The organism is Adlercreutzia sp. ZJ242 (genome assembly GCF_011038995.1).
GTDB lineage: Bacteria > Actinomycetota > Coriobacteriia > Coriobacteriales > Eggerthellaceae > CAAEEV01.
This window is the reverse complement of sequence record NZ_JAAKEE010000001.1, coordinates 55,608-78,204: the sequence shown is the minus strand read 5'-3', so window position 1 is coordinate 78,204 and position 22,597 is coordinate 55,608. Positions and strand designations below refer to the sequence as shown.

At 56.8% G+C, this 22,597-nt stretch carries 23 protein-coding genes; 9 read left to right on the top strand and 14 right to left on the bottom strand.

Features of this window, described 5'->3' with window-relative positions:
* Window positions 1-330: 330 nt before the first annotated feature.
* Window positions 331-822, top strand: coding sequence for a MarR family winged helix-turn-helix transcriptional regulator (locus tag G7Y49_RS00370; RefSeq protein ID WP_165170104.1), 492 nt, complete (start codon window positions 331-333; stop codon window positions 820-822).
* Complete coding sequence (locus G7Y49_RS00365; protein WP_165170102.1) at window positions 800-1,300, top strand: flavodoxin domain-containing protein; 501 nt, start codon at window positions 800-802, stop codon at window positions 1,298-1,300. The genes G7Y49_RS00370 and G7Y49_RS00365 overlap by 23 nt, the downstream gene beginning before the upstream one ends.
* Window positions 1,301-1,305: 5 nt before the next feature.
* Here G7Y49_RS00365 and G7Y49_RS00360 read toward each other — a convergent pair whose 3' ends face one another.
* Window positions 1,306-1,800 carry a CDP-alcohol phosphatidyltransferase family protein gene (locus G7Y49_RS00360; RefSeq protein ID WP_165170100.1) on the bottom strand — a complete coding sequence of 165 codons (495 nt, stop codon included), beginning with the start codon at window positions 1,798-1,800 and terminating at the stop codon, window positions 1,306-1,308.
* 413 nt (window positions 1,801-2,213) lie between these two features.
* A complete protein-coding gene (locus G7Y49_RS00355) occupies window positions 2,214-2,624 on the bottom strand; it encodes a TIGR04076 family protein (RefSeq protein ID WP_165170098.1) in 411 nt (136 codons plus the stop codon).
* Between the two features lie 94 nt (window positions 2,625-2,718).
* On the opposite strand from G7Y49_RS00355, the gene G7Y49_RS00350 reads away from it, so the two are divergent.
* The 5 genes from G7Y49_RS00350 to G7Y49_RS00330 all read left to right on the top strand — a co-directional run bounded on the left by G7Y49_RS00350 (window position 2,719) and on the right by G7Y49_RS00330 (window position 5,099).
* The gene (locus tag G7Y49_RS00350; protein ID WP_206214488.1) at window positions 2,719-2,940 is read left to right on the top strand and encodes a hypothetical protein; all 222 of its coding nucleotides are present in this window, start codon (window positions 2,719-2,721) and stop codon (window positions 2,938-2,940) included.
* Window positions 2,941-2,971: 31 nt separating this feature from the next.
* The gene (locus tag G7Y49_RS00345; protein WP_165170094.1) at window positions 2,972-3,271 is read left to right on the top strand and encodes a type II toxin-antitoxin system RelE/ParE family toxin; all 300 of its coding nucleotides are present in this window, start codon (window positions 2,972-2,974) and stop codon (window positions 3,269-3,271) included.
* Between the two features lie 8 nt (window positions 3,272-3,279).
* Window positions 3,280-3,561 (top strand): addiction module antidote protein, encoded by a 282-nt coding sequence (locus G7Y49_RS00340; protein ID WP_165170092.1) that lies wholly within the window; start codon window positions 3,280-3,282, stop codon window positions 3,559-3,561.
* Window positions 3,562-3,824: 263 nt separating this feature from the next.
* Window positions 3,825-4,142, top strand: coding sequence for a hypothetical protein (locus tag G7Y49_RS00335; RefSeq protein WP_165170090.1), 318 nt, complete (start codon window positions 3,825-3,827; stop codon window positions 4,140-4,142).
* Between the two features lie 24 nt (window positions 4,143-4,166).
* On the top strand, window positions 4,167-5,099 hold the full coding sequence (locus G7Y49_RS00330; RefSeq protein ID WP_165170088.1) for an ATP-binding protein: 933 nt from the start codon (window positions 4,167-4,169) through the stop codon (window positions 5,097-5,099).
* Window positions 5,100-5,397: 298 nt separating this feature from the next.
* Here the strand turns inward: G7Y49_RS00330 and thpR are convergent, their stop codons facing one another.
* The 10 genes from thpR to G7Y49_RS00285 form a co-directional block, all read right to left on the bottom strand.
* Window positions 5,398-5,922, bottom strand: a complete 525-nt coding sequence (gene thpR / locus G7Y49_RS00325) for an RNA 2',3'-cyclic phosphodiesterase (RefSeq protein ID WP_165170086.1) — start codon at window positions 5,920-5,922, stop codon at window positions 5,398-5,400.
* Between the two features lie 36 nt (window positions 5,923-5,958).
* Complete coding sequence (locus tag G7Y49_RS00320; RefSeq protein WP_165170084.1) at window positions 5,959-6,321, bottom strand: arsenate reductase family protein; 363 nt, start codon at window positions 6,319-6,321, stop codon at window positions 5,959-5,961.
* Between the two features lie 252 nt (window positions 6,322-6,573).
* Window positions 6,574-6,708, bottom strand: coding sequence for a hypothetical protein (locus G7Y49_RS12335; protein ID WP_255465891.1), 135 nt, complete (start codon window positions 6,706-6,708; stop codon window positions 6,574-6,576).
* Window positions 6,701-6,913: a hypothetical protein gene (locus tag G7Y49_RS00315; RefSeq protein WP_206214486.1), complete on the bottom strand. Its 213-nt coding sequence runs from the start codon at window positions 6,911-6,913 to the stop codon at window positions 6,701-6,703. The genes G7Y49_RS12335 and G7Y49_RS00315 overlap by 8 nt, the downstream gene beginning before the upstream one ends.
* Window positions 6,914-7,511: 598 nt before the next feature.
* Window positions 7,512-7,727 carry a hypothetical protein gene (locus G7Y49_RS00310; protein ID WP_165170080.1) on the bottom strand — a complete coding sequence of 72 codons (216 nt, stop codon included), beginning with the start codon at window positions 7,725-7,727 and terminating at the stop codon, window positions 7,512-7,514.
* Window positions 7,728-7,730: 3 nt separating this feature from the next.
* Complete coding sequence (locus G7Y49_RS00305) at window positions 7,731-9,353, bottom strand: ABC transporter ATP-binding protein (RefSeq protein ID WP_241157211.1); 1,623 nt, start codon at window positions 9,351-9,353, stop codon at window positions 7,731-7,733.
* Window positions 9,354-9,481: 128 nt separating this feature from the next.
* Window positions 9,482-12,742: an energy-coupling factor transporter ATPase gene (locus G7Y49_RS00300; protein ID WP_241157205.1), complete on the bottom strand. Its 3,261-nt coding sequence runs from the start codon at window positions 12,740-12,742 to the stop codon at window positions 9,482-9,484.
* Entirely contained in the window at window positions 12,739-13,482 is a 744-nt protein-coding gene (locus G7Y49_RS00295) for an energy-coupling factor transporter transmembrane component T (protein WP_165170076.1), read from the bottom strand. The genes G7Y49_RS00300 and G7Y49_RS00295 overlap by 4 nt, the downstream gene beginning before the upstream one ends.
* Window positions 13,483-13,550: 68 nt before the next feature.
* Entirely contained in the window at window positions 13,551-14,186 is a 636-nt protein-coding gene (locus G7Y49_RS00290; protein WP_241157204.1) for an MptD family putative ECF transporter S component, read from the bottom strand.
* A gap of 91 nt (window positions 14,187-14,277) precedes the next feature.
* Window positions 14,278-14,868 carry a TetR/AcrR family transcriptional regulator gene (locus G7Y49_RS00285; protein WP_165170074.1) on the bottom strand — a complete coding sequence of 197 codons (591 nt, stop codon included), beginning with the start codon at window positions 14,866-14,868 and terminating at the stop codon, window positions 14,278-14,280.
* Between the two features lie 624 nt (window positions 14,869-15,492).
* Here G7Y49_RS00285 and G7Y49_RS00280 point away from each other — a divergent pair.
* Window positions 15,493-16,194: an ABC transporter ATP-binding protein gene (locus tag G7Y49_RS00280; RefSeq protein ID WP_165170072.1), complete on the top strand. Its 702-nt coding sequence runs from the start codon at window positions 15,493-15,495 to the stop codon at window positions 16,192-16,194.
* An 87-nt stretch (window positions 16,195-16,281) separates the two neighbouring features.
* Window positions 16,282-18,663 carry an FtsX-like permease family protein gene (locus tag G7Y49_RS00275; RefSeq protein ID WP_206214485.1) on the top strand — a complete coding sequence of 794 codons (2,382 nt, stop codon included), beginning with the start codon at window positions 16,282-16,284 and terminating at the stop codon, window positions 18,661-18,663.
* 251 nt (window positions 18,664-18,914) lie between these two features.
* On the opposite strand, the gene G7Y49_RS00270 is transcribed toward G7Y49_RS00275, so the two are convergent.
* Window positions 18,915-20,657 carry an ABC transporter ATP-binding protein gene (locus G7Y49_RS00270; protein WP_206214484.1) on the bottom strand — a complete coding sequence of 581 codons (1,743 nt, stop codon included), beginning with the start codon at window positions 20,655-20,657 and terminating at the stop codon, window positions 18,915-18,917.
* Window positions 20,654-22,579: an ABC transporter ATP-binding protein gene (locus tag G7Y49_RS00265; protein WP_165170068.1), complete on the bottom strand. Its 1,926-nt coding sequence runs from the start codon at window positions 22,577-22,579 to the stop codon at window positions 20,654-20,656. Before G7Y49_RS00265 ends, G7Y49_RS00270 begins: the two co-directional genes overlap by 4 nt.
* Window positions 22,580-22,597 lie beyond the last annotated feature (18 nt).

Below are 22,597 nucleotides of genomic sequence, written 5' to 3'. Positions count from 1 at the left end.
CCCTTCTCTTGATTCTCTTTCGCTCAAGTATGCATCAGCAAGCGGGAAATCCTCATTACCTATAATGCAATTAGCATCATGCCCATGGGGCATACCAAGGAGAGCCACCCGGCCTCCTCGCTTCTGAGCTGGGCCTCCACCTTCAGACGCCTCGCTTCGCAGGCGGCCCTCCCCCAGCCCCTCATGGAGGACGCAACAGCTCATGGCAGAACCATGCCGTCATCAATACAGCTCTATCATCTTACAAAAAAAGCGTCTTAACAATAAAGGTAACCTCTTGTATAATAACATGGTAGGTAATATCTTCCATACTTTGAAGAACGGATGGACATGGGCAACGTCTTTGCGGGGATCGATTCTGAGCAGATAGGAGAAAGCTACTTCCTCATCGGCCTGATCAACCGCTTCAACAACAGCTTCCAAGCGGCGGCAGACGCTTATTTTGCGGAGCTGAGCTGGAAGCAGGTCTTCTTCATGAACTGCGTCACCTTGTTTCCAGAGCCGCCGACCATCAAGGACATGGCCGACTTGCTCGGCTGCTCGCACCAAAACGCAAAGCAGGTTTTGTCCAAGCTGGAGTCAGCCGGCTACCTGCAGTTTCAGCAGGACGAAGCAGACAAGCGCAAGCAGCGAATAACCTTGACCGAGAAAGCCCTGCAGTTCAGAAGCCAGCATGAGCAGGCAAGCGATCAGGCAATGCAGCAGATCTTCGCGGATATTCCCGATGACGTGATCAGCAGCATGGCTCGAACATTCATGCAGCTCATTGAAAACACCGAGAAGCTCAGAGGAGGAGAGCATGGGGACGATCGTAATCTATAGCTCCAACACCGGATTCACCGAGCAGTATGCGCTTGAGCTATCCGAGCGCCTAAGCTGCCCTTGCGTATCGCTGAAAAAGCTCGGCAAAGCCGAGCTTGGCGCATATGATCGGATCATCTTCGGCGGCTGGGTCATGGGAAACGCGATCGTGGGGTTGGACAAGCTGCGCGACATCGCAACGCCTGACGCCGTGTTCGCCGTCGGCTGCACTCCCCCCTTCGAAGAGGTTGTCGCCAGCATTCGAGAGCAGAACAAGCTGGCGGACACTCCGCTCTTCTATCTGGAGGGCGGCTTCCGCCTCGACAAGCTCGGGCTGCCCCAAAGAATGATCTTGAAGGCGGTGAAGAGGTCTACGGCCAAGAAGAGCGACCGCGACCGCCAGGGGGACTTCATGGTCGAGATGCTGGGAACATCGTTCGACCATTCCGACAAGGCGCAGCTTGAGCCCTTGGCAGAATACGCAGGGACGTGGAAATGAGGGCATCATAGGTCGACGGAGCCTGTTCTGATGAGGTGCCCTTCCTGAACTGCCGCGAACGTCGCCACGACGCACGCGGGGACAGCTGGGACGGCGACGCCGAAGAACGGGATGGCGAACGGCACGAGGAACGTCACGAGCCCTGCGGCCTTGTTGGCGACGGTGTGAGGCATGACCAGGCGCTTCGCCACCACGAAGCCGCTTATCACATTCGCCGCCTTCACCATGGCTATCACCGCGATCCAAGCCCACAGCCACGGCGGCGCCGAGACGACGGGCAGTATCTTCACCAGGCAGACGATGACGAGAGCGGCATCCGCAACGCTGTCGAGCCTGGCGCCGAGCTCGCTTTCCGTCCCCGTCCTCCTCGCCACGAAGCCATCGAGCATGTCTGTCAGGCCGGCAACGACGTAGATGGCGAGGAAGGCCGGCGAGAGCGCAGCCGACATGAGCAGCACGACGCTAAGCACGATCCTGCCTATGGTGAGCGCGTTCGCCAAGGCCCCTCTCCACCTCCGGTATCGTACAATTCTTTGCGCACCTTAAAGCGGGCGCTCCCAACACGTCAAATCACGTCAAAAACACCTGACTCAAGCCTCATGATAATGCGTACATCTATTGACCATTTGATTGTACCCGCATTTGGCAAAACCAAAACAGGGAGTCAGCCTATCGAACCTCCCCAACCTCGCCAGATCTACCTCTTGTTCCGCCCCTGTTTTGGACGCGCCTTCTCTTCGGGACGATCACGTGGGCCACGGTCGGATTGACGTCACAGATGTCCCAGGTGGCGAGCGCTGTGCCATGGCTCAGAAACGCTCCGTCGCCCGCCCAGAAGAGCGCCTGGCGCGATTTGCCACGCTATGCCTTCTCGCCCCTGTCAACGCATGAGCCCTAGGCAGCTGGAGCGCCGCTAACCAGTGTAGGCGTCCTCTGCAGTGTTCGTGAAGTCCTGCTTAGCCAGCCACTCTTCTTCTTCGCCATTCTCGGGTATGTCGATGCGCTCGATCTTAAAGATGACAGGGCGCGTGCCGTCGTTGCAGCAGGCGATCATCATGCGGTCGTCGTTCGTCCAGCTCTTCATGATGGAGCCACCCTGCAGAGCGGCGTACACGTAGCGGCTTATGGCATCCCACGCCTCGCCGCAGAACCTCCCGTTCATCAGGTGGTAGAAGTCGTCTTGTTGGGGCGTGCGCTTAAGTAGGAAGGTGTCTCCCGGCTTGAAGAACGGGCACGGGCCCGACTTGGGGTCGGCCAAGTACTTCTCCTGGTAGTCCTCGAAGCACTTGGTCTCCAAAACCGTGATCCTGCATTCGTGCCGCATGGCCCGTCTCCTTCCGCAACTCTTCGCATCAAGCATTTTAAGGCACAGACGGGGTTGCGACGAGAGCGGATGCTTTGCCGTGCATATTGGTGCGATGCATGGAGGCGTCGGCACGGGCGAGCCCATTCCTAACGAGATCGAGGTCCGCATCCAGCTCGACGACAGCATTATCCAGGACACGGCAGCCGAGAAGACGCAGAGTGCGACAGAGGTCGGCGTCACCATGGACGTCCGGAAGTACCGCATACGTTGGTACGGCGAGGAGGAGCCCGTCGCCCGCGCGCGTGCGATCTTATGGTACTCTCTAGACAATTGACAATGTGTAGAATATAGTATACACTTCGGAAATGATCGACATCCGGCAAACAGACGAATTCGCAAAATGGCTCAAGCATCTGAAAGACGTCGATGCTCGAGCACGCATCAACGTGCGGCTCAAGCGAATCTCTCTGACGGGGAACCTTGGCGATACTAAGCCCGTCGGCGATGGCGTGCACGAACTTCGAATCGATTATGGTCCAGGCTATCGCGTGTATTACTCGCAACATGGCAGGGAGATTCTTCTGCTCCTGATCGGTGGAGACAAATCATCGCAGGAGAAGGATATAGAGAAAGCCAAGAGACTCGATGCTGAATATGAGCAATAGGAGCAAAGATGAAAAAAGCTACGAAATGGGATGTGTCCGAATACCTTGCAACAGATGAGGACATGGCCGCCTACCTTAATGCTGCTCTGGAAGATGGCGACACGTCAGTGATCGCAGCTGCCCTTGGCGACATCGCTCGTGCAAAGGGTATGACCCAGCTCTCTAAAGAGACCGGAGTCACTCGCGATGGCCTCTACAAAGCGCTTTCGCCTACGGGAAACCCATCGTTTGACACCGTTCAAAAGGTTGTAAGGGCCTTCGGGTTGAAGCTGGACGTAACCACCGCTTAACGATTCATGTGCGAGCTCAGAAGCACCAACGAAAATGCGGCAAAGGCAGCAAAAAAGCGGCGCCTGGTGAGGCGAGCAAGCTAAATCACGACGCTGCAGGGTGCGGGATTATTGCCAACGAACTCGCTCACAGAGCATTCTCCGTCATTGTTTCCGTATATGTAGTCGTAAGCCTCTGGCTCCAGTTGCGAAAACAGCGAGACTGCCTCTTGGCATGATTCCAGCGTTGAACAAGCAGAACCAACAGGCGCAAACAAATGCTCATGATGGGCAGCACGGTTGCGAACTGTATTTATCTCCGAGATGCGATTGTTGATGTCGCTGCGAGAAGTGCCTTTTGGCCACACCTTATGAAGGGCAGGAATCCACAGATCGCGTTCATGGTTTCGATCGGTCATGTGCGCCCAGAAGCCCAAGGTCAGATTAGATATGACATCATCAGATGTGGCATTTCCCCTGAGGCCAGCTCTCAAGTGGTCGATGACGTTGCGATTGATCCTGTTGGCGTCATTGTCTGCCTGCGCCTATATGTTCTAAGAATCGGTCGCCTGACGGGAGATGATTCATCGAACAACCAGTGACCGTCACCATCAAAGGCTGCCGTGATGGCGCGCTACAAAGCCGCGCTGGGAACCAGATCCTCAGACGAGCAAGTGCTTCGCAGCCGGGGCTTCCTCGTCGACGGGCACCTGACGAACGCCGGCGTCCTGCTGTTCGCCGAGTACCCGCCGAAGTACTTGCCCTGGGCGCGCGTTCGCGTGCTGCGCTACGATGGCATAGGGAGGGAAACGGGGCGCAGGCTCAACATCGTCAAGGACCGCACCTTCGACGGCCCCATCCCCAAGGTCCTCGACGGCGTGAAGGCGATGGTCTCCGAGCAACTGCGAGATTTCCAGTCGCTGGGGGACGACGGCTTGTTCCAGGTAGTTCCCGAATACCCCGAGTTCGCCTGGCTCGAAGGCGTGGTGAACGCCGTTACTCACAGGAACTACGGGTACAGCGGCGACTACATCCGCGTGTCGATCTTCGACGACCGCATGGAGATACAAAGCCCGGGCAAGCTTCCGAACCTGGTGACATTGGAGAACCTTCGCCACACGCGCTGGTCGCGAAACCCCGTCATAGCAAGGACGCTCGTTGAGCTAGGCTGGGTGAGGGAGCTCAACGAGGGCGTCGACCGCATCTACGGGGACATGGACGCCTACCTGCTGAACCCTCCGATGTTCTCGGAGCCGAACAACGCATCGGTGATGCTGACGCTCGAGAACAGCATCTCGTCTCGCATGCTCTGGCGCGGCGGTAGCTTGGAGGAGGTTGTAGGCGTTGACGTGCTCGAGACGCTCAACGAGTACGAGATCGCCGCAATGCAGCTTGCCATGGCGCAAGGGCGCGTCACGACGAAGGGACTCGTCGACCGGACCGGCAAGGGCAGCAAGCTCTGCGCCCGAACCTTGCGGGGGCTTGTTGATAAGCAGATCCTCGTCTGGCACGGAACGGCGCCAAATGACCCCTCCCAACACTATACGCTTGCGAAATGACGGAGTAAGGCGGAGTAAGGCGGAGTAACGACGGCAGCGATAGCGCAGAACAGTCGCTACCGCGTTTCGTTGCTGCGCCTACTGCGCTGGCTAATCCCCAAATGACGGAGTAAGGCGGAGTAAAGCGGAGTAAGGCGTGCCCTCGCGACATCGCATGCGAGGACTGGAAGCGCAAAGTGTACAATTTAGAAACGGCAGGCGTTCTGCAAACAGACGTGTCACGAAAGAAGCCCCAGACGATTCGAGGCCCGGACGATTTCCTGGACAAGAATTGAAACTCAGCGAAAGGCCCCGGCTATCACCACTCGACTTCATACAGCGGCTTGTAGATGGCACCTTGCCGGTCCAACGTGCTCTTGAAGAGCGTGGCTTTGGTAGCGAAAACCGGCTCCGGAAAGGGGACGAGCGGAAGCGAGCCGTTCGGAATGTGCGCGCGACGCGCCAAGGTGATATGCGGCTTGAAGGGCTTGGGGTCGAACGGGATTCCGCGAGAGGCCAAACCCTCGCGCACCGACGCCGCAAGCGCCATCAGCCCGGCATCCTCGGCAACGCCCAGCCACAGGGTGGCGTCCGAGGCGCGCCCGAACTTCCCCAGCCCGTCAGCCGCCAAGCGCACCGGGGCTGCGCTTGCGCATGCTTCGTCGAGCACGCCCATGACCTGCCTCGCGGTCACATCATCCACTTCTCCAAGAAAAGCGAGGGTTACGTGGTAATTCCCCCTCGAGACGAACCGCCCTTTGACGACACCGCCCAACACGCGCGCCATGCCCGCCACCTCATCGACAAACGCCTTCGGCAGTTCGAGCGCTATGAATGCCCGCACGAGCCTCCCCTCCTTTCAGCCAGGGAACAGGGAGAGCTAGCCGAGGGCAGCCCTCCAGTCGGCCTCTTTGAAGCCCGGCGTCGCCGGCACGCCGTCGACAATCAGCAAAGGCCGCTTCACCAGCATGCCGTTGCTTGCCAGCAACACGTAAGCTTCCTCGTCAGCCATGCCGGCGTCGAGCTTCTGCTTGATGCCCTGCTCGCGGTAGAGCATCCCCGACGTATTGAAGAATCGCCTGATGGGCAGCCCGGACGCCTCATGCCACGCCCTCAGCTCCCCCGCTGTCGGGTTCTGCGCGACGATGTCGCGATCCTCGAACGCGATTCCATTATCCTCAAGCCACTTCTTGGCTTTCTTGCACGTCGAGCACTTGGGATACTCGACGAAGAGCACTGACATAGATCCCCTTCCCGCCGGCTTCTCCGAAAGGCCCGCTTCCTGGTAGGCAAACTTTCCCGCAGGCGAGCTTCTCCGCAGGCCAGCTTCACGCAAGCACCGCCCAGAACTGTTGAACACGCACATCATGATGCCACAAAACGAATGACAGTGAAGCCGAAAAGCGCTTCCAAGACAAAGATCATCCCGGCGGCGAACCCATTAGGAGCTGTCAAGCGACCGCAAACACCTAAAGCTCGACCGCAGTAACGCCGGTTATAGCTCTCTCTCAACCTTCCAAAGCTCATCGAAGTCCGTCAGCCCGAACTTGTTTACGAGGACGTTGGTGCCCTTGTACACGTAAGGATCGTCGGGGTCGTATTGATAGCCGTAGACCTTGGGGTTAGGCATGCGAAGCCGCCAGGCGCTTGGCATCCGCCACGTATTCACCGATGAGGTCGCGATACGTCAACTCGCCCCGACCGACCCTGCGGAGGTTCTCCTTCTCTGCATCGGACATGCGCATATGCTCCACGGCCAAGCTGTGCTCGACTTCTCTGATTATGTCTTCCATCTCGGCAGAAGTCATCATGTCCTCTTTCTCTTTTCCCGCCATTCTACTATCTGGCGGCACCCAGGGAAAGAGCCGACCCCCACCCACCCCGTCAGATCGCGCCTCGTAGGTCTAGGCATAGACGCTATTCCAGCAGTAGTCAATTTGCGGGGCTAGCTGAACAGCCGGGTATTGCAGTATCGTTTTGAACTCACCTAGATCAACCGATGGGGGAAGCCCGGCAAAGGAATAAATCCCAGACGCCGACACCAGTTCTCTGAACCGGTATTCTATCGCGCCCTCCCGCCATCTGAGTTCACGGCCAGAAGGAGAACTTCCGTTTCTCAAAGATTTATTCCTCCTCGATGGAGGAGTCATTCAAATACGTACCGTTGCGTGTTATGTAGTTCATCGAGGTACGTTCCTTATCACCGAATCCGCATCACTTTGTAATCACCGGGGTGACTACAAATCCGCTTTGCAAGCCGTTGTAGCCCGAAAAGCGCGACTACTCCCTTGATTTACTCCCCGTTTCCCCAGCAACAATAGTCGCAGCAACCCATTGGGGACGGGGCTATTGGGCGATTGAATGAACGGGGCTGCAGTGGAGGCTTGACGCTCACTCTACTCACAGGCGTACCCATAACCCTTGGTTTGTTCGTCAGTCCTTGCGCACAACGGCGTACATAATGAAGCCTATGAGCAAGACAAGAAGACCCAGCACTACCAACGCAGTGGACAGAAAGCCGGATTCAGGGATTGCACTGGCTCCCGCCATCATGTCCAGAGCGGCAGGCACATGGATACCAAACTCTACCATGAATATGCTCATGGCCATGCACGCCAGTCCAATCATTTTTATAGTCGCCTTACCCATCGCTTAAGCCTCCCCTTTGCAGCTCGACCACGCCCCTGCTGTAAGTTCGGCAGCGACCATCTTCGCGTACATGCCGTCACGCGCGATCAGTTCCTCGTGGCTTCCCATTTCGGCAACACGGCCAGAATCGAGCACCACAATCTTGTCAGCTGACATGATGGTGCTCAAGTGGTGGGCGATAACGATAGTTGTCTTATCCCGACAAAGTTCGCTCATGGCCTGTTGTATGGCGCTCTCATTGTCGGCATCTAAGTTTGCCGTCGCCTCGTCTAGGATGACGATCAGCGCGTCCTTTAGAATGCAGCGCGCGATGGAAAGACGTTGTGCTTCGCCGCCGGAAAGTGTTGACGCACCCTCACCTATTACCGTGTCGAAACCATAGGGCAACTTCATGATGAAGTTCAAGCACTGCGCCTTTTCGGCAGCTTGGACAATGCGTTTGTCGCTTGCTTCTGGCGCACCCATGCTCAAGTTTGCGCGTACCGTATCCTCGAACAAGTACACGCGTTGGAATACCATGCTCAAGACGCCCATAAGCACCTCGCTCGGAAGCTCGCGTACATCCACTCCGCGCACCAGAACCTGCCCGGAGTCCACATCCCAGAAACGGGCGAGCAGATTGGTCAACGTGGTCTTGCCCGATCCGCTTTGTCCGACGAGTGCGACCGTTTCGCCTACGTGGGCGGTAAAGGAGATATCATGCAGAACCTCTTCGTCTTTGTAAGAGAAGCTCACATTGCGAAACTCGATTTCTGGCACATCTTCCGATGAGGCGGGCAAAACTTTCCTTCCATTGTCTTCTATTTCTTCTTCATCAAGGACCGATTGAACCCTGTCGAGGCTCACTTTCATGATGGCCGCAGTGCCGTCTAGGCTATACATGTGCTTGAGTGGTGCAAAAAGGTTGAATGCAAAGAACATGACGCCGATGAAATTTCCAGGCTCCATTGCGCCCTGCCCATAGAGCCACACGCACAGCGCAACCACGACGCTCATACCGATTGCGTAGATGACGAGCAGCGCGCGCTGCCACGGACTGATGAACCGCTCGAAAGACAGGTTGTGGTCCCGCGATTCCGCGAACGCCTCGCGCAGCTCGCGTGCACCAGCGCCCGCGCGATTAAAGCTCTTGTTCACCGCAATGCCCTCGGCGTATTCAAGCACCGCTCCCGTCAACTGCTCTATGGCCTGTTGCCGATTGGCGGATTTTCCAAGAGCCTCGCGGTTCATGAACTGAGCCACCACGACCGCGACAAGAACAGTTGCCAATGCGGCAAATCCAATGGCGGGATGGAGCCAGAACATGAAGGCCACGATAATGATTTGCGCGAAAACATCGCTTATGACCTGGGAAAGAACATCCATGCTCTGCTCTTCGACAAACACCATATCGGCAGAGAGCACCGAGCTGATCTTGCCCAAATTGCCTGCCGTGAAATATCCCATCGGAAGATGGCGCAAATGCGTTGCAAGCTTCATGCGCGCGTCGGCGAACATCAGGTAGCCAGCGGCTGACTGCAAGCGATCAACAATGTTTTGGAACACCGATTGCAGCACGATGAGCAGCAAGAGCACAACCCCCGCAACGACACACCCTGATGGCTCAAGCGTACCTTCGAGCAACATATTCACGAGCACTATGGCAACGATTACCGGCCCATTCGCACACAGCGACTTCAAGAAGGCAAAGATATATGAAACACGTATGCGTAGCGCGTACGAGCCTGCGAACAACATGATTTGATGAATGAGCCTTAGCATGCAGCATCACCGCCTTTGAGCGACCATGCGCTGGCGCGTTCAGATGCCGCCCACAGATCGCGGTAGAGAGCACATCGTGCAAGCAGCTGTTCGTGTGTCCCTTCATCAACGATGGCCCCACCGTCAAGAACAAGAATCTTATCTGCATCCACGATGGTGCTCAGACGGTGCGCAATGACTATCACTGTTTTGTTGCGCACCAGTTCAGCGATGGCGGCACTCATCTTCTCGGTGTTTTCTGGGTCAACGTAAGCTGTTGCCTCGTCGAGTACGATCACGGGCGCATCTTTGAGCATCGCCCGTGCAAACGCAATGCGCTGGCGCTGGCCGCCAGAAAGCATACCTCCCGCAGCGCCCGCTTGAGTATTGTAGCCATGCGGCAGCTGGGAAATGAACTCTTCGCACATAGCCTTGCGTGCCGCTTCCTTCACCTCAGTGTCGGTAGCGCACGGCTTTCCTATGCGGATGTTTTCCAGAATGGATTGGTTGAACAAAAATTGCTCTTGGGATACGTACGCTATCTGGTTATTCAGCTCTTCGAGCCGCATGTCGCAGATGTTCTGACCGCCCAGACTTACCTTCCCGCTTTCGATGTCGTAATAGTGCGCCACCAGCTTTGCAATTGTGGACTTGCCAGATCCACTCGGCCCAACCACAGCTGTCATCTGGCCTTCGTACGCGGTGAAGCTTATGCCCTTGAGCACCTCATCGTTGCCGTAGCCAAAATGCACGTCGTCGAGCACGATATCGTGCGACGTACCTGAAAACGTGGCGTTACCTTCACGCAGCGGTGGTCGATCGAGCGCTTTTTCAAGCGCCTGGATCTTGTAGTTTACCTGCGGTATCGACCCCATGAACCCTATGATGTGCGAAAGCAGCTGGCCAATGCCAAAGCTCATACACAACACCAGAATGTATTCAGATACACTCAGAGTTCCCAGCAAAATGAACAAGGCACCCACGGGCAGCGTATAAAGTGTGATCGTCCAGAAAATAGAACCGTATACCGCCATCCACGGCCAGCAGACCTCGTACCACGCCAATGCGAAATCGCGATACCCCTGTATGGCACGTTCAATTTTCTCGATGGCATCGCCAGAGCGGTTGAACACGCGCACTACTTCCATACCGTTCACGTATTCGACAATGGTGTTGTTTAGGCGCTTTGTGGCAGCGAAGTAGCTTCCCATGCGGTCCATGCCCACCTCGTACATCTGCCCTGACACGCTTACGCCGAATGCGACGATAATCACCGTGAGCAGGCACAATCGCCAATCGATTGCAGCCATGGCCAGCAGGGCGACTGCGGGAACGGAAATGTTCGCAATTCCTTCGGGAATCATGTGCGCAAGCAACAGTTCGATGGATTCGATATCGTCGGTGAACAGCTTCTTAAGGGCGCCCGATCCTCTGTCGCGTACACAGCCGATAGGCTGGCGATCAAGCTTTTCCTGCAACGAGCAGCGAATGTTGTACAAGGTTTCGTATGCGCCTCGATGAGACAGGCTCAAGCCAAGCATGTAGCACATAGCATGCATTACTAGGCAGGCAAGGATGCCGATTAGAAGTGGAGCTGCCGATTCCAGTGTGAGCGGCTGGCCTTGCACCACCGCGTCTATCAGCCGATAAGCCAAAAGGTACGGTATTACCGAGAAGAGCGCTCCGACCGTCATGGCAGCAGCTGCGGCGATGGTCTTGCGCTTATGCTTTCCCTCATAGGAGAGAATTCGCGCTATGGCACCCCTCTTGTCGCGTTTACGACTGGTGTTTTGGGTGCTCTTCGACGTGAAGTAGTAGATCACGCGCTCGCGCCCTTCAGCATTAAGCGGATAGATGCCTACGACACGACCGTTGTCCATACGCAGCACATGCGTGCATGCTGCCATAATGAGCTCGGGGTCATGCGTCACGATGACTTGCGTACCCACCTTGTCTTTCATGTCGCGCAGCAGCGTGGCGAACAATTCCATGCCTTCGCGGTCGAGGCCGCTTGTGGGCTCATCGTAGAAAATGATGTCCTTGCCCGCGCACAGCGCGCTTGCTATGGCCACGCGTTGCTTCTGTCCGCCAGAGAGGCTGTTCGGGTGCCGATTCGCGCAGTCTGTCAACCCGATCCTGTCGAGAACAGCGAGCGCTTCCTCGCGCGTGGTGCTGGCGTTCAGCAGCACTTCCTCAATCGAACTGTCGGAGAAAAGCTGACGGTTCACATCCTGCATAACCATGAAGCTACGCTTTGCACGCGCTTTGTCACCCAGATAAGAGCCTTCGAATGCGATGCCGCCATTTGACGGTATCACTCCGCAAAGTGCTTCGGAAAGTGTGCTCTTGCCGCTGCCATTGTCGCCGATGAGCGCGATGATACTGTTCGTAGGCAGATTGAGCCGCTCGATATCGAGGATATGGGCTCCACCTTTCACGCACGACAGATCGAGCGCTTCGATAGCGGGGGTAGACCGAGTAAACGCGGAATCTTCCTCCCGATTCTGTTTGGACGCGACAAGCGAGTCCAGGTTAGTCGTTCGCAATCCGAGTGCGCGTAATTCGTCATTGGTCAAGGCAGCAAGCTCTTCAGGCGTGTATTCGCCTGCTATACGCCCATCGTCTAAGTAGATGAAGCGGTCGGCGATATCCATGAGGAAATGAAGGCGATGCTCAGATACAACCACGGTCTTGCCCGCGGCCTTCACACGCGCGATGACGTCATGAAGCCGGTGCATGGCTGCGCGATCAAGATTCGACGACGGTTCGTCCATCACATACACAAGCGGATCTGTCGCATATACGGAACCAAACGCGATTTGCTGCTTCTCGCCACCAGAAAGCTCGAAGATATTGCGATCGACAAGTGCCTGCAGTTGAAGATCATCAGTAGTGCGAGCGACGCGGGCCCGTATCTCGTCGCGCTCCATGCCCAGGTTCTCGCAGCCGAAAGAAAGCTCGCCTGTGGTGTCTACATTGAAAAACTGGCTCTTCGGATTCTGGAAAACGCTGCCCGCAAGCGATGCCGTCACAGAAAGCGGCTCGGTTGTCACGCATGTTTCGCCAATATAGACAGCACCTTCCATAACGCCTTCGAAGAAATGGGGTGCAAGACCGTTAATAAGGCGCGTGATAGTAGTCTTGCCACATCCGCTACGGCCACAAAAGACAACACATTCGCCCTCCGTTATGGCAAGATCAATGTTATCGACGCCTTCGCCGGTGCCGTGCTCACCGCCATAATGGAAGCTTACGTTTTCGAAGCGAATCATCATGCAACCCCCATTGCAACACTGGCTACTACATAGATCGTAATTGCGCCGAACAAAGCCATGACAATGTAGTCCGCCGCGCTCAGATGCACTTCTTCGTAAGAACTACGCCTGCAATCGGCATCTAGACCACGCGCCTCGGCTGCCGCGGCAAGTTCCTCCATGACGCTTACACTTGAGAACAACAGTGGGACCAGCAGATATTCGATGGCAGTGCCGGGATTACGTATCACCGCGCCGAATGTAAGTTCGATACCGCGAAACGACATCGCTTTTCGTATGCCCGCCCATTCGTCTTGTACTGTTGGGATGAAGCGGAACAACACGGCGAGAGGAATAGTGAACGCAGCAGGCAAATGCATGGCCTGGAAGGCGTACAGGAACTGGCTAATACGTGTTGTTTGGACAAGCATGAGCAACGAGATGGTTATAGGAAACACGAACAGGAAAAGCGTGCAGAGCGCTTGCGTTACAAGCACAAAACCGCCCGCCCCCGTTCCCTGCATCTCGACACAGGTACGCAAAAACACCACAGCAGCAAACACCGCGAACGCGCCGACGGCAAATGCGCGCTTTCCGCATAGCCCAAGAAGCAGGCACAGAAGGCCGCTGAAAACAACCATGCCCCAAATGCCATAAAGATTGAGGCTCACGATGCTGCTGGCAAGAAACAAAAACAGCTTCGTGCGAGGGTCAAGCTTGATGATCCCCTTCGAATCGTCGCCGTAGAAATCAAGATTCATTCAATACCTTCCAGATTGGTGCTAGTAAGCCAGCAAGCAAAAGTCTCTCGCTCGTCAGAGCAATGAATCTACATAACACCCGCCGTCTGGAAATGCTTCTTAATGAGCTTACTCGCTATGAAAGCGCCGATGATACCGCCTGCAATGGCAAGACCAATCTCGACCAGAACGATCCAATCAGGCGCGAGAGCTGCGAGTTGATTTGCGTAGTCTTGCCCGTAAAACTCAACGCACTTGGCCAAGAACTCGTCACGCGCTACTTGCAAGCCTATGAAAGGGCACGCCATGTTAAGGTTAAAAACAATAAACGACAACAAGTACATGAACTTCGATTTGTACTTGCCCAAGAAGATGATGAGTTCGGCCAACACGGCTGCCGCGATAGCGGGGACGATCGACACGAAGCCTTCGGATGTGCACGCAACGAGAGCAAACAGGATTCCCAGAATGAGAGCAGCGCCGAATTTACGCACTTTCAGCACGCACATTTCGTAGATGGTGCCACACACGGCACCCACGGTGAGAGGTACGGCTAAATAGAGGACGGGAATCATGCCAGATGCCATCACGATGATAAGCATGACAACCAGATAGATTGCGCCGAACGCGCCTGCATAAATGAGGTCGCGCGTGCGCAATTTCTTGCTTGAAGCTGCGTTTTCCTGAGCATTCTTAGTATTGCCGCCCACTTTTATTTTCGCCACGATATAACTCCTTTCGTTTGTGCGTATTCGACCTGTGGCCAGGCAGAATAACGACTCGTCCCAATCGTTACGACAAAAGAAAACGCCCGGCTCATGCCGGGCGTTTGTCGAACCTTGTTTCTAGCAGGGCTCCTAACCCTGCTTGAGTAAATACTTGCAATCGGTCCATTGTTGCGCGAATTCGTTCCCTGTCGTATTCGCTATACAACAGATACATACACTGCGAAAACTTCATCTGCACGAGAGCTTTTGTGACATCGCTGTTCACCGCGCCAGGCGCATACGCGTCTAAATAGACCTGGAAGGTCTTTTCAAAATGGGTAATGAACTCGTCTTTGAACCGAGCGTATTTCGTGCCATTTGAGCATTCGAAGAGCAAGCGGAACAGGTCGCGACGCTCCACGAGGTAGTCCATCATGTCTGTTTCAGTATCGCAAGGAAGCTGTATCTTTCGAGCAAGTCGATCGAGCATGGCATTGTAGCGCCCCAAGTAGTCGGACAAATCGTCTTTGACGAGAGCTTCGAACAGGTCTTCTTTGTGCCTGAAATGAGCATAGAAAGCGCCCGTGGTCACATGCGCGCGCGTGCAAATGGCGCGTAATGAAGCTCCCTCGAAACCATGCTCAAGGAACTCGACTTTTCCGCTTTTCATAAGCGCTGCTTTTGTATCGAAATCAGCCAACATCGCCTTCTTTACGAAAAAATACGAGCGAATAAGTTAACCAGTACTAACAATAGGATAACGATGGTTATGAAAGGTGTCAAGCATGGTTTGGTTGATCATGTAGACGCACATCTAAATGGTTGTAACCCAATATCCCCGTCCCCATTAGGTTCCCATTGGGTTCTGGCGATGAAGTGGCGCATCTCGACGAAGGCGCGCATTATTCGGACGCTTGTCTAAACAGTAATATCGCTGCGCAAGACTCCTGAAGCATCGCAACACCCTGTTCAGTGTAGACGAAGGGCATATATGTTCTGCTGACCTTCGCTTCATAGTCTTGATGGAAAGAGCGCCTTCCCCCATCAGTTTCTACTCGGTTACAGCCGCTTGACGGGTCTTAGCCTGAACAAGCATGGCCTCTAGCTGCTTACGGCAAGAGCTCTGCTCAGATACGCCGTAGCCTGCGCCGCTCGCCGTCAATAAGTTTGCCAATGCTAACTAATTTGGATTATTATTGACAAAAACCTCAAGAAAGACTGGGCTTCGTAAGGGCGAACGCATAAGTAAGCGATGCGAGCATAAATCAGTGTTTCCCTAGAGGGTATCGATCGATTCAGGAAGCGAATCACGAGGAGACATGCTATGGCATTCTTGGAGGTAACAGACGTTCGCAAAGGATACGGCGAGGGAGACGCGCACATCGAGGTGATCAAGGGCGTCTCGACCTCTCTTGAGAAGGGTGACTTCGCGTCCCTGCTCGGGCCTTCTGGGTCGGGGAAGTCCACCTTCCTGAACATCGTGGGCGGCCTGGAGCCCTGCGACGGCGGGAGGGTCGTCGTCGACGGTGTGGACATAACGGGCCTCTCCGACAGGGAGGTGGGTGAGTATCGGCGCGCCGAGCTCGGCTTCGTCTTCCAGTTCTACAATCTGATTCCCGACCTCACGGTTCGCGAGAACATCGAGGTGTGCGCACATCTGAGCGAAGACCCTCTTCCGCTCGATGACCTGCTGCGCTCCCTTGGATTGTGGGATCAGCGCCGCAAGTTCCCGCGGCAGATGTCGGGCGGCCAGCAGCAGCGCTGCGCCATCGGCCGCGCGCTCGTCAAGAACCCGAAGCTGCTTTTATGCGACGAGCCGACCGGAGCGCTCGACTACCAGACGTCCCTTGAGATATTGACGCTGATGGAAGAGGTCAACCGCGAGTACGGCTGTACCGTTGTCGTGGTCACGCACAACGACGCCATCGCGCGCATGTCGAACCGCATCATGCGCCTGCATGACGGCATGCTCGTGGAAGATTCCGTGAACGAGGAGCGCGTGCCGGCGCTTTCCTTGGAGTGGTAGCCCATGTCGAGTCCCCTCATTCGTCGCATCCCGCGCCAGCTTGTCCACAATGCCGGGCGCTATCTGGGCATTTTCGCTCTCATCGCCGTGTCTATCGCCTTCGTTTCGGGTTTTCTCGTGGCAGCCTCGTCGATCGAGCGCATCGTTGCCGACATGCCCGAGGACTACCGCATGCAAGACGGCCAGTTCACCTGCGCCTTCGAAGCGCCCGACGAGGCGATAGAGGCGGTGGAGGAGCTGGGCGTTTCCGTGGAGGAGGAGTTCAGCCGCGAGACCGAGATGACGTGGGAAGGCGCATCCGGCGACGATGCCGCCGATTCTGCCGATTCCGCCACCGTGCGGCTCTTCAAAGAGCGCGACGCCTTCGACCTGGCCAGCTACGCCGAGGGCGAAGCGCCCGACTCCCCTGACGAGGTGGCTCTCGACCGCGTCTTCTGCGCCCATCACGACCTCACCGTCGGCGACACGGTGCAAATAGAGGGAAACGCCTTCGAGATTTCCGGCATCTGCACGCTGCCGGACTATTCGTCGCTTTTCGAGGACCCCAGCGATTTCGTCTTCAACGCGATCACCTTCACCATCGGCGTGGCGACGCCCGAGGGATTCGCCTCGGTGGATGCGCCGCTCACCTACACCTACGCCTATCGCGCCGACGAAGCGGGCTTGGACCGCGCGGAAGCAGCCGACCTCCTGGAGGACATAGCCACGGCGCTGCACGAGAACGGGGCTATGCCCACGTCGCTCATGGACGCGGCCTCGAACAGCGCCATCAGCTACGCGGCTGACGACGTGGAAGGCGACCAGTTGATGTGGGAGGTGATGCTCGTCCTGCTCATCGCGATCATGGCGTTCGTGTTCGTCGTTCTTGCCGGCTCGAGCATCGAGGCGGAGAGCGCCATCATCGGCACGCTGCTCGCCTCGGGCTATCGCAAGCGCGAGCTCATCGCCCACTATATGGCGCTCCCGGCACTCGTCGGCGTCCTGGCAGCCGTGGCGGGCAATCTCGTCGGATACCAGGTTCTGTACGCGCCAATGCGCGACCTGTACTACAACTCCTACAGCCTGCCGCCGTTTGAGATGTTCTGGAACTGGCGTGTCTTCTTCATGTGCACCGTCGTTCCGGTCGCGCTGCTTGTGCTGGTGAACCTCGTCGGGCTCATGCGGAAGCTGAGGTGCACCCCTCTGGAGTTTCTGCGCCGCGAGACCACGAAGCGAAGCCGCAGGCGCGGCGTGACCCTGCCGGAACGCCTGCCGTTCACGGCGCGTTTCCGCCTGCGCATCCTGCTCTGCAACCTTCCGAGCTTCCTCACGCTGTTTTGCGGAATAGCCTTTGCCAGCCTTCTGCTCGTGTTCGGACTGTGCATGATGCCGGTCGTGGATCACTACGCCGAGAACCTGAAGTCCGACATGGTGGCCGAACACCAGTACATCCTTAAGGTGCCGGTTGAGATAGACGTCGACGAGAGCGAGCGCGTGGCGCAAGCCGCCGCTGAGAAACTCTCCATGACGCCACCTGGCGAGCTGGAGGCGATGGACGCATCGGAGCTCGGACAGCTTGCCGCAGAAGCCTCGCGCGTCGACCCCGACTCCGACGTCGTTTGGAACACGCTGGCGAATTCGGATGAGGCCGTTGCCCAGGCCGAGAAGTTCGCCGTCGCCTCGCTTGAGACGGCGCGTCCGGGAGACTTCGGCATGGAAGACGTGAGCATGTACGGCATCCAGCAGGATTCCGCCTACTGGAGCGACGTCGACGCAGCCGAAGGGAGCGCCGTTGTGGGCCGGGGGCTTGCCGAAAAATGCGGGCTTTCTATCGGCGGAAACGTCGAGCTGAGCGATCCTCTGAGCGACGAAACCTACGAACTTCACATCGGCGGCACGTGCGGGAGCGCTTCGAACATGAATGTGTACCTGCCTATTGTGGAGTTCAACAGGCTGTTCGGAAACGCGGGCGAATACTTCAACGGATACGCCTCCGACATGCCGCTTGCGATAGATGCGCTCTACGTCGCGAGCGACCTGACGCCTGACGCCATGGATAAAATCGTCGCGCAGCTCTCGGACTCGATGGGATCCGTGACCGGCATGTTGGTGGCGCTGGCGGCCATCATATACGTGGTTCTCATGTATCTGCTCACGAAGACGGTCATCGACCGCAGCGCGCGCTCGATTTCGTACATGAAGGTGTTCGGGTACCGCCCCCGCGAGGTGAACAGGCTCTACATCCGCTCCATCACCATTACCGTGGTCGCGTCGCTTCTGCTGTGCCTCCCGGTAATTGTGCTGTTCCTCACATGGCTCGTCAAGTTCGTGTTCATGGAGTACAACGGCAACTTCGAGGTGGTCATTCCTGCTTCCCAGCTAGTGCTCGAGGTGTGCGTGGGCATCATCTGCTATGTCGCGGTTGCTTTCCTGCATGTGCGCCACATCAGGAACGTGCCGCTCTCTATAGCGCTGAAAGCGCAGGAGTAGCTGCGCGGAGTTTGAAGAAGGGAGGGCTTCTTCGTATTTGGTTTCCCTGACATGATCAGCATGCCAGGGATCGGGTGCTTTGACATGTGCTCCCTGGTATGTGGGAGCCCTCGGCCGGATATCGGGCGACGCCCGATATCCGGGGGTTGAGGTGAATGTAGCGGCCGGAGGCTGCACGCCATCGGCGATGGTGCTGCTAAAGTCTAAGTAGACGCGAGATTATGGAATACGAGGCAAGGCGCTTGTCATCGCTAGAGCGTCCAAGCAGAGGACTGGCTTTGCAGGTTCACCATGCGGGCGAACAAACCGTTTTCCGCAAGGAGGCTGTTCGGCGATCCCTCTTCCACCACGCGGCCTTCGTCGAGCACCACGATCTTGTCAGCGTTCATCACCGTGCGCATGCGGTGCGCGATGACGATGACGGTCTTTCCTGCAAGCAGGTTCGATAGCGCTTGTTGCACCTGCGACTCGTTCTCCACATCAAGCGAAGCAGTTGCTTCGTCGAGCAAGACTATGGGCGAGCCCTTCAGAAGTGCCCGGGCGATCGATATGCGCTGGCGCTCGCCGCCGGAGAGCTTGCTCCCATTCTCGCCGATCATGGTGTCATAGCCTTGCGGGAGCTTGCGCACGAAGTCATCGCACATGGCGGCCTTGGCGGCAGCCAGCACCTCTTCGTCGGTCGCATCGCGGCGGCCAAGGCGAATGTTGCCCATCACCGTGTCGTCGAAGAGCAGCACATCCTGAAAGACAACTGAGTAATCCTTCAAAAGCGTTTCGGGGTCGATAGTGGAGACGTCAACGCCGCCTACAAGCACACGTCCACTGTCGGCATCCCAGAAGCGCGCCGCCAGCTTGGTGAGGGTCGATTTGCCCGATCCGGACGGACCGACCAACGCCGTCACCTTGCCTTCTGAGGCAACGAAGGAGACGTTGCTCGCAACTGGCTCGCCACCATCGCCATATGAGAAGGTGACATCTTCGAACGTCACATCGTACCCGCAAGGTTCGAACGTTTTGCTGCCCGTGGCCACCGGCTCGTCGTAGAGTGCCTTCATGCGGGGCGCAGCTACCTCGGTAGCCATGAACAACTCGGCGAGCATGAGCATCGACTGGTCAAAGGGGGCATAGATACGCGAAACCACGAGCAAAAACCCGAACATAACCATGAATCCGATGGATCCGTCGGCGAGCATGAGCGAACCTGCAAGAATGGTTGTTGCAATGCCGAAGCGCATAATGACTTGAGTGGACTGTACCGGGATGCCCATCCCCACCTCCGATTTGAACAGCGACTTCTCATGGCGGTCAATAAGGCTGTCAGCCTGCCCGAGATACGCATCGACCTGATTGGTAGCGCGAATCTCGCGGACGCATTCCAGCATCTCCTGGGTGTTCTCCGTCATGTCAAGCGCGTGTGAGCGTGTCTTGCGCATGAGCGGGGCAGAAAAGCGGCGCGACCAAAACAGGGTGGCAAAAGCGACCGGCACCGACCAGAGAGCCGCAAGAGCCAACTGCCAGTTGAACACCAAAAGGCACGCAGCGATGATTCCCGTCGATATGCAGGTGCCGTAAAGGTATGGCAGCACATGGGAGTAGACGTGCTCCATCGTGGTTGCGTCGGTCATGATCGTTTCGGTAAGATCCGCTAAGTCCCGCTTGCCGAAGAACGACAACGGCAGCTCGCGCAAACGTTCAGCCAGGCCAATTCGTTGTTTTCCGCTCTCGCGATAGGTTTTGCCGTAGGTGTAGTCATATTGGAACCAGTGCGCTGTCCAAAGAGCAATGGCGAACACAACAAGCCCTATCGCATACGGCAGCATATCAGGCAAGGGCTCACCTTGCGTGAGTGCCCTGACAAGCTGATCCATCAAAATAAAGAAGAACCCGATGCCGAACATGGCAACGATGTTCACCACCACGGTCCAGAAAGCGCCAAGACGGACGTTTTTTGCGCCCTCGTCAGTGAGCGCATACTTCTCTTTCATGCTCATCATCGCGCGCCTCCTTCTAACGCAGATGCTTCGCCCACGACCGCAGCCCCATCCTGAACCGACACATCGGACTTGATGCGCCAAAGCGCAGCGTGTTGGTACTCTTCCCACATGCGTGCATAAAGTCCGCCGAATGCAACGAGCTCGTCGTGCGTACCCTGTTCTACAGCGCATCCGTCGTCGATGACCACGATCTTATCGGCGCCTACCACCGTGGAAAGTCTGTGCGCGATCATGAGCACGGTGCGGCCACGGGCGAGTTCGGCAAAGCCTTTTTGAATGAGCGCCTCGTTTTCCGGATCGGCGAAGGCGGTCGCCTCGTCGAGTACCACGATGGGCGCCTGCTTGCAGATGGCGCGAGCAAGCGCGATGCGCTGTTTCTCGCCCCCGGAAAGATGGATGCCAGCCGTTCCCACCACAGTGTCAACGCCGTTGGGGAGCTTAGCCAAGATGTCGTCGCATTGGGCGGCAGCGAGCGCGGACATCACGTCTTCGCGCGTGGCATCGAGGCGCGCCGCAGCGACGTTCTCGTAGATGGACTTCTTGAACAGTCGGTTGTCCTGGAACACGAAAGCGATGCTTTGCATGAGTTCATCCGCATCGATCGCACGCACGTCAATGCCGCCGATGCGCACCGAGCCCGCAGCGACGTCCCAGAAGCGCGGGACCAAGCTTGCCGCCGTGGTCTTGCCGCCACCGGAAGGTCCCACCAAGGCAACCGTCGCGCCTTGAGGAACCTCGAAGCTCACGTCGGACAAAGCGTCACGGTCTGCGCCCTCGTAGCGGAAGCTGACATGATCGAAGGCGATATCGTAGACGAACGGAGTTTCGGGATGTTCGGGTTCGGCAAGGATCGGCGAGTTCAGAATGTCGTACGTCCTCTTCGCTGCATCAGAAGAGATTTCAAACTCTTCCATTACGAACATGAGGCGCGTAACGGCTGTGGCAATGATGGCGGAGAAGATCGCATAAAACGCGAAATCAGCTATGAAGCCCGCGAACGCGGCGAAGCCTTCCGCCTGCGCACCTGGCGCGAGAAAGATGGCCACCGGCACAAGGAAGATGGCGACGCCCGTGATGACGGTGAGCGCTGTCACCTGCGGCTTGGCGCATGTCTTCACCGCATACTTCTCGGCCATTTCCGAGTATTCGATTATGGCGTCGTGGAATGCCTTGAACGAGTAGACAGTCTGCTGGAACACCTTCACGACGGGAATGCCGCGCACGTACTCCGTTCCGGCCTTCGACATGTTCACCTGCGCCTGCATGTAGCGCTGCATGAAGTGAGCGTTCTTGCCGCCCATCATGGCAAACATGCAAGCGATAGATAGGATCGCGGACATCAGACATGCAAGCCCCATGCGCCAGTCGAACACGAACAGCGTGACAACGAGGCCTAACACCATGGCGAGCGAGCCCGCCGTATCGGGCGTCTTGTGCGCAATGAGACCTTCGGTGGAGCCAGCACACCCGTCGATGACGCGACGAAGCGCACCCGAAGCGTGCGTGTCGAAGTAGCCGAGCTGCACCTTCATGAGGTGGCTCAGGCAGGCTTTGCGCAAGTTGCTCGCCGTATGAAACGCGCACGCATGGGTGCAGAGCAGCGCGAAGAAGTACAGCACAAGGCTCACAAAGGCCAGGAAAAACGCAAGCCAACCATATAAGGCGAGGTTTTCCGCTGCCGTCCAATCAGGGGCAACCGCGATGAGGTCGCGCGCGACGAGCCAGATGCAGATATAAGGCCCAAATGAAAGCAGCATAGCCACTGCCGACAGAGCGCACCCGAAATAGAGCAGCCAGCGCTTGCGCCCCGCGAATCCGAGAAGATAGGCGAATCCCAGCTTGCTTGACGGCTCACTTGCGTTGTCGGAGGGAGATACGGGCGCCTTCAGAGATGATTCCCGAAACGATTCATCATGTTGCATATGAGCAAACTCCTTTCA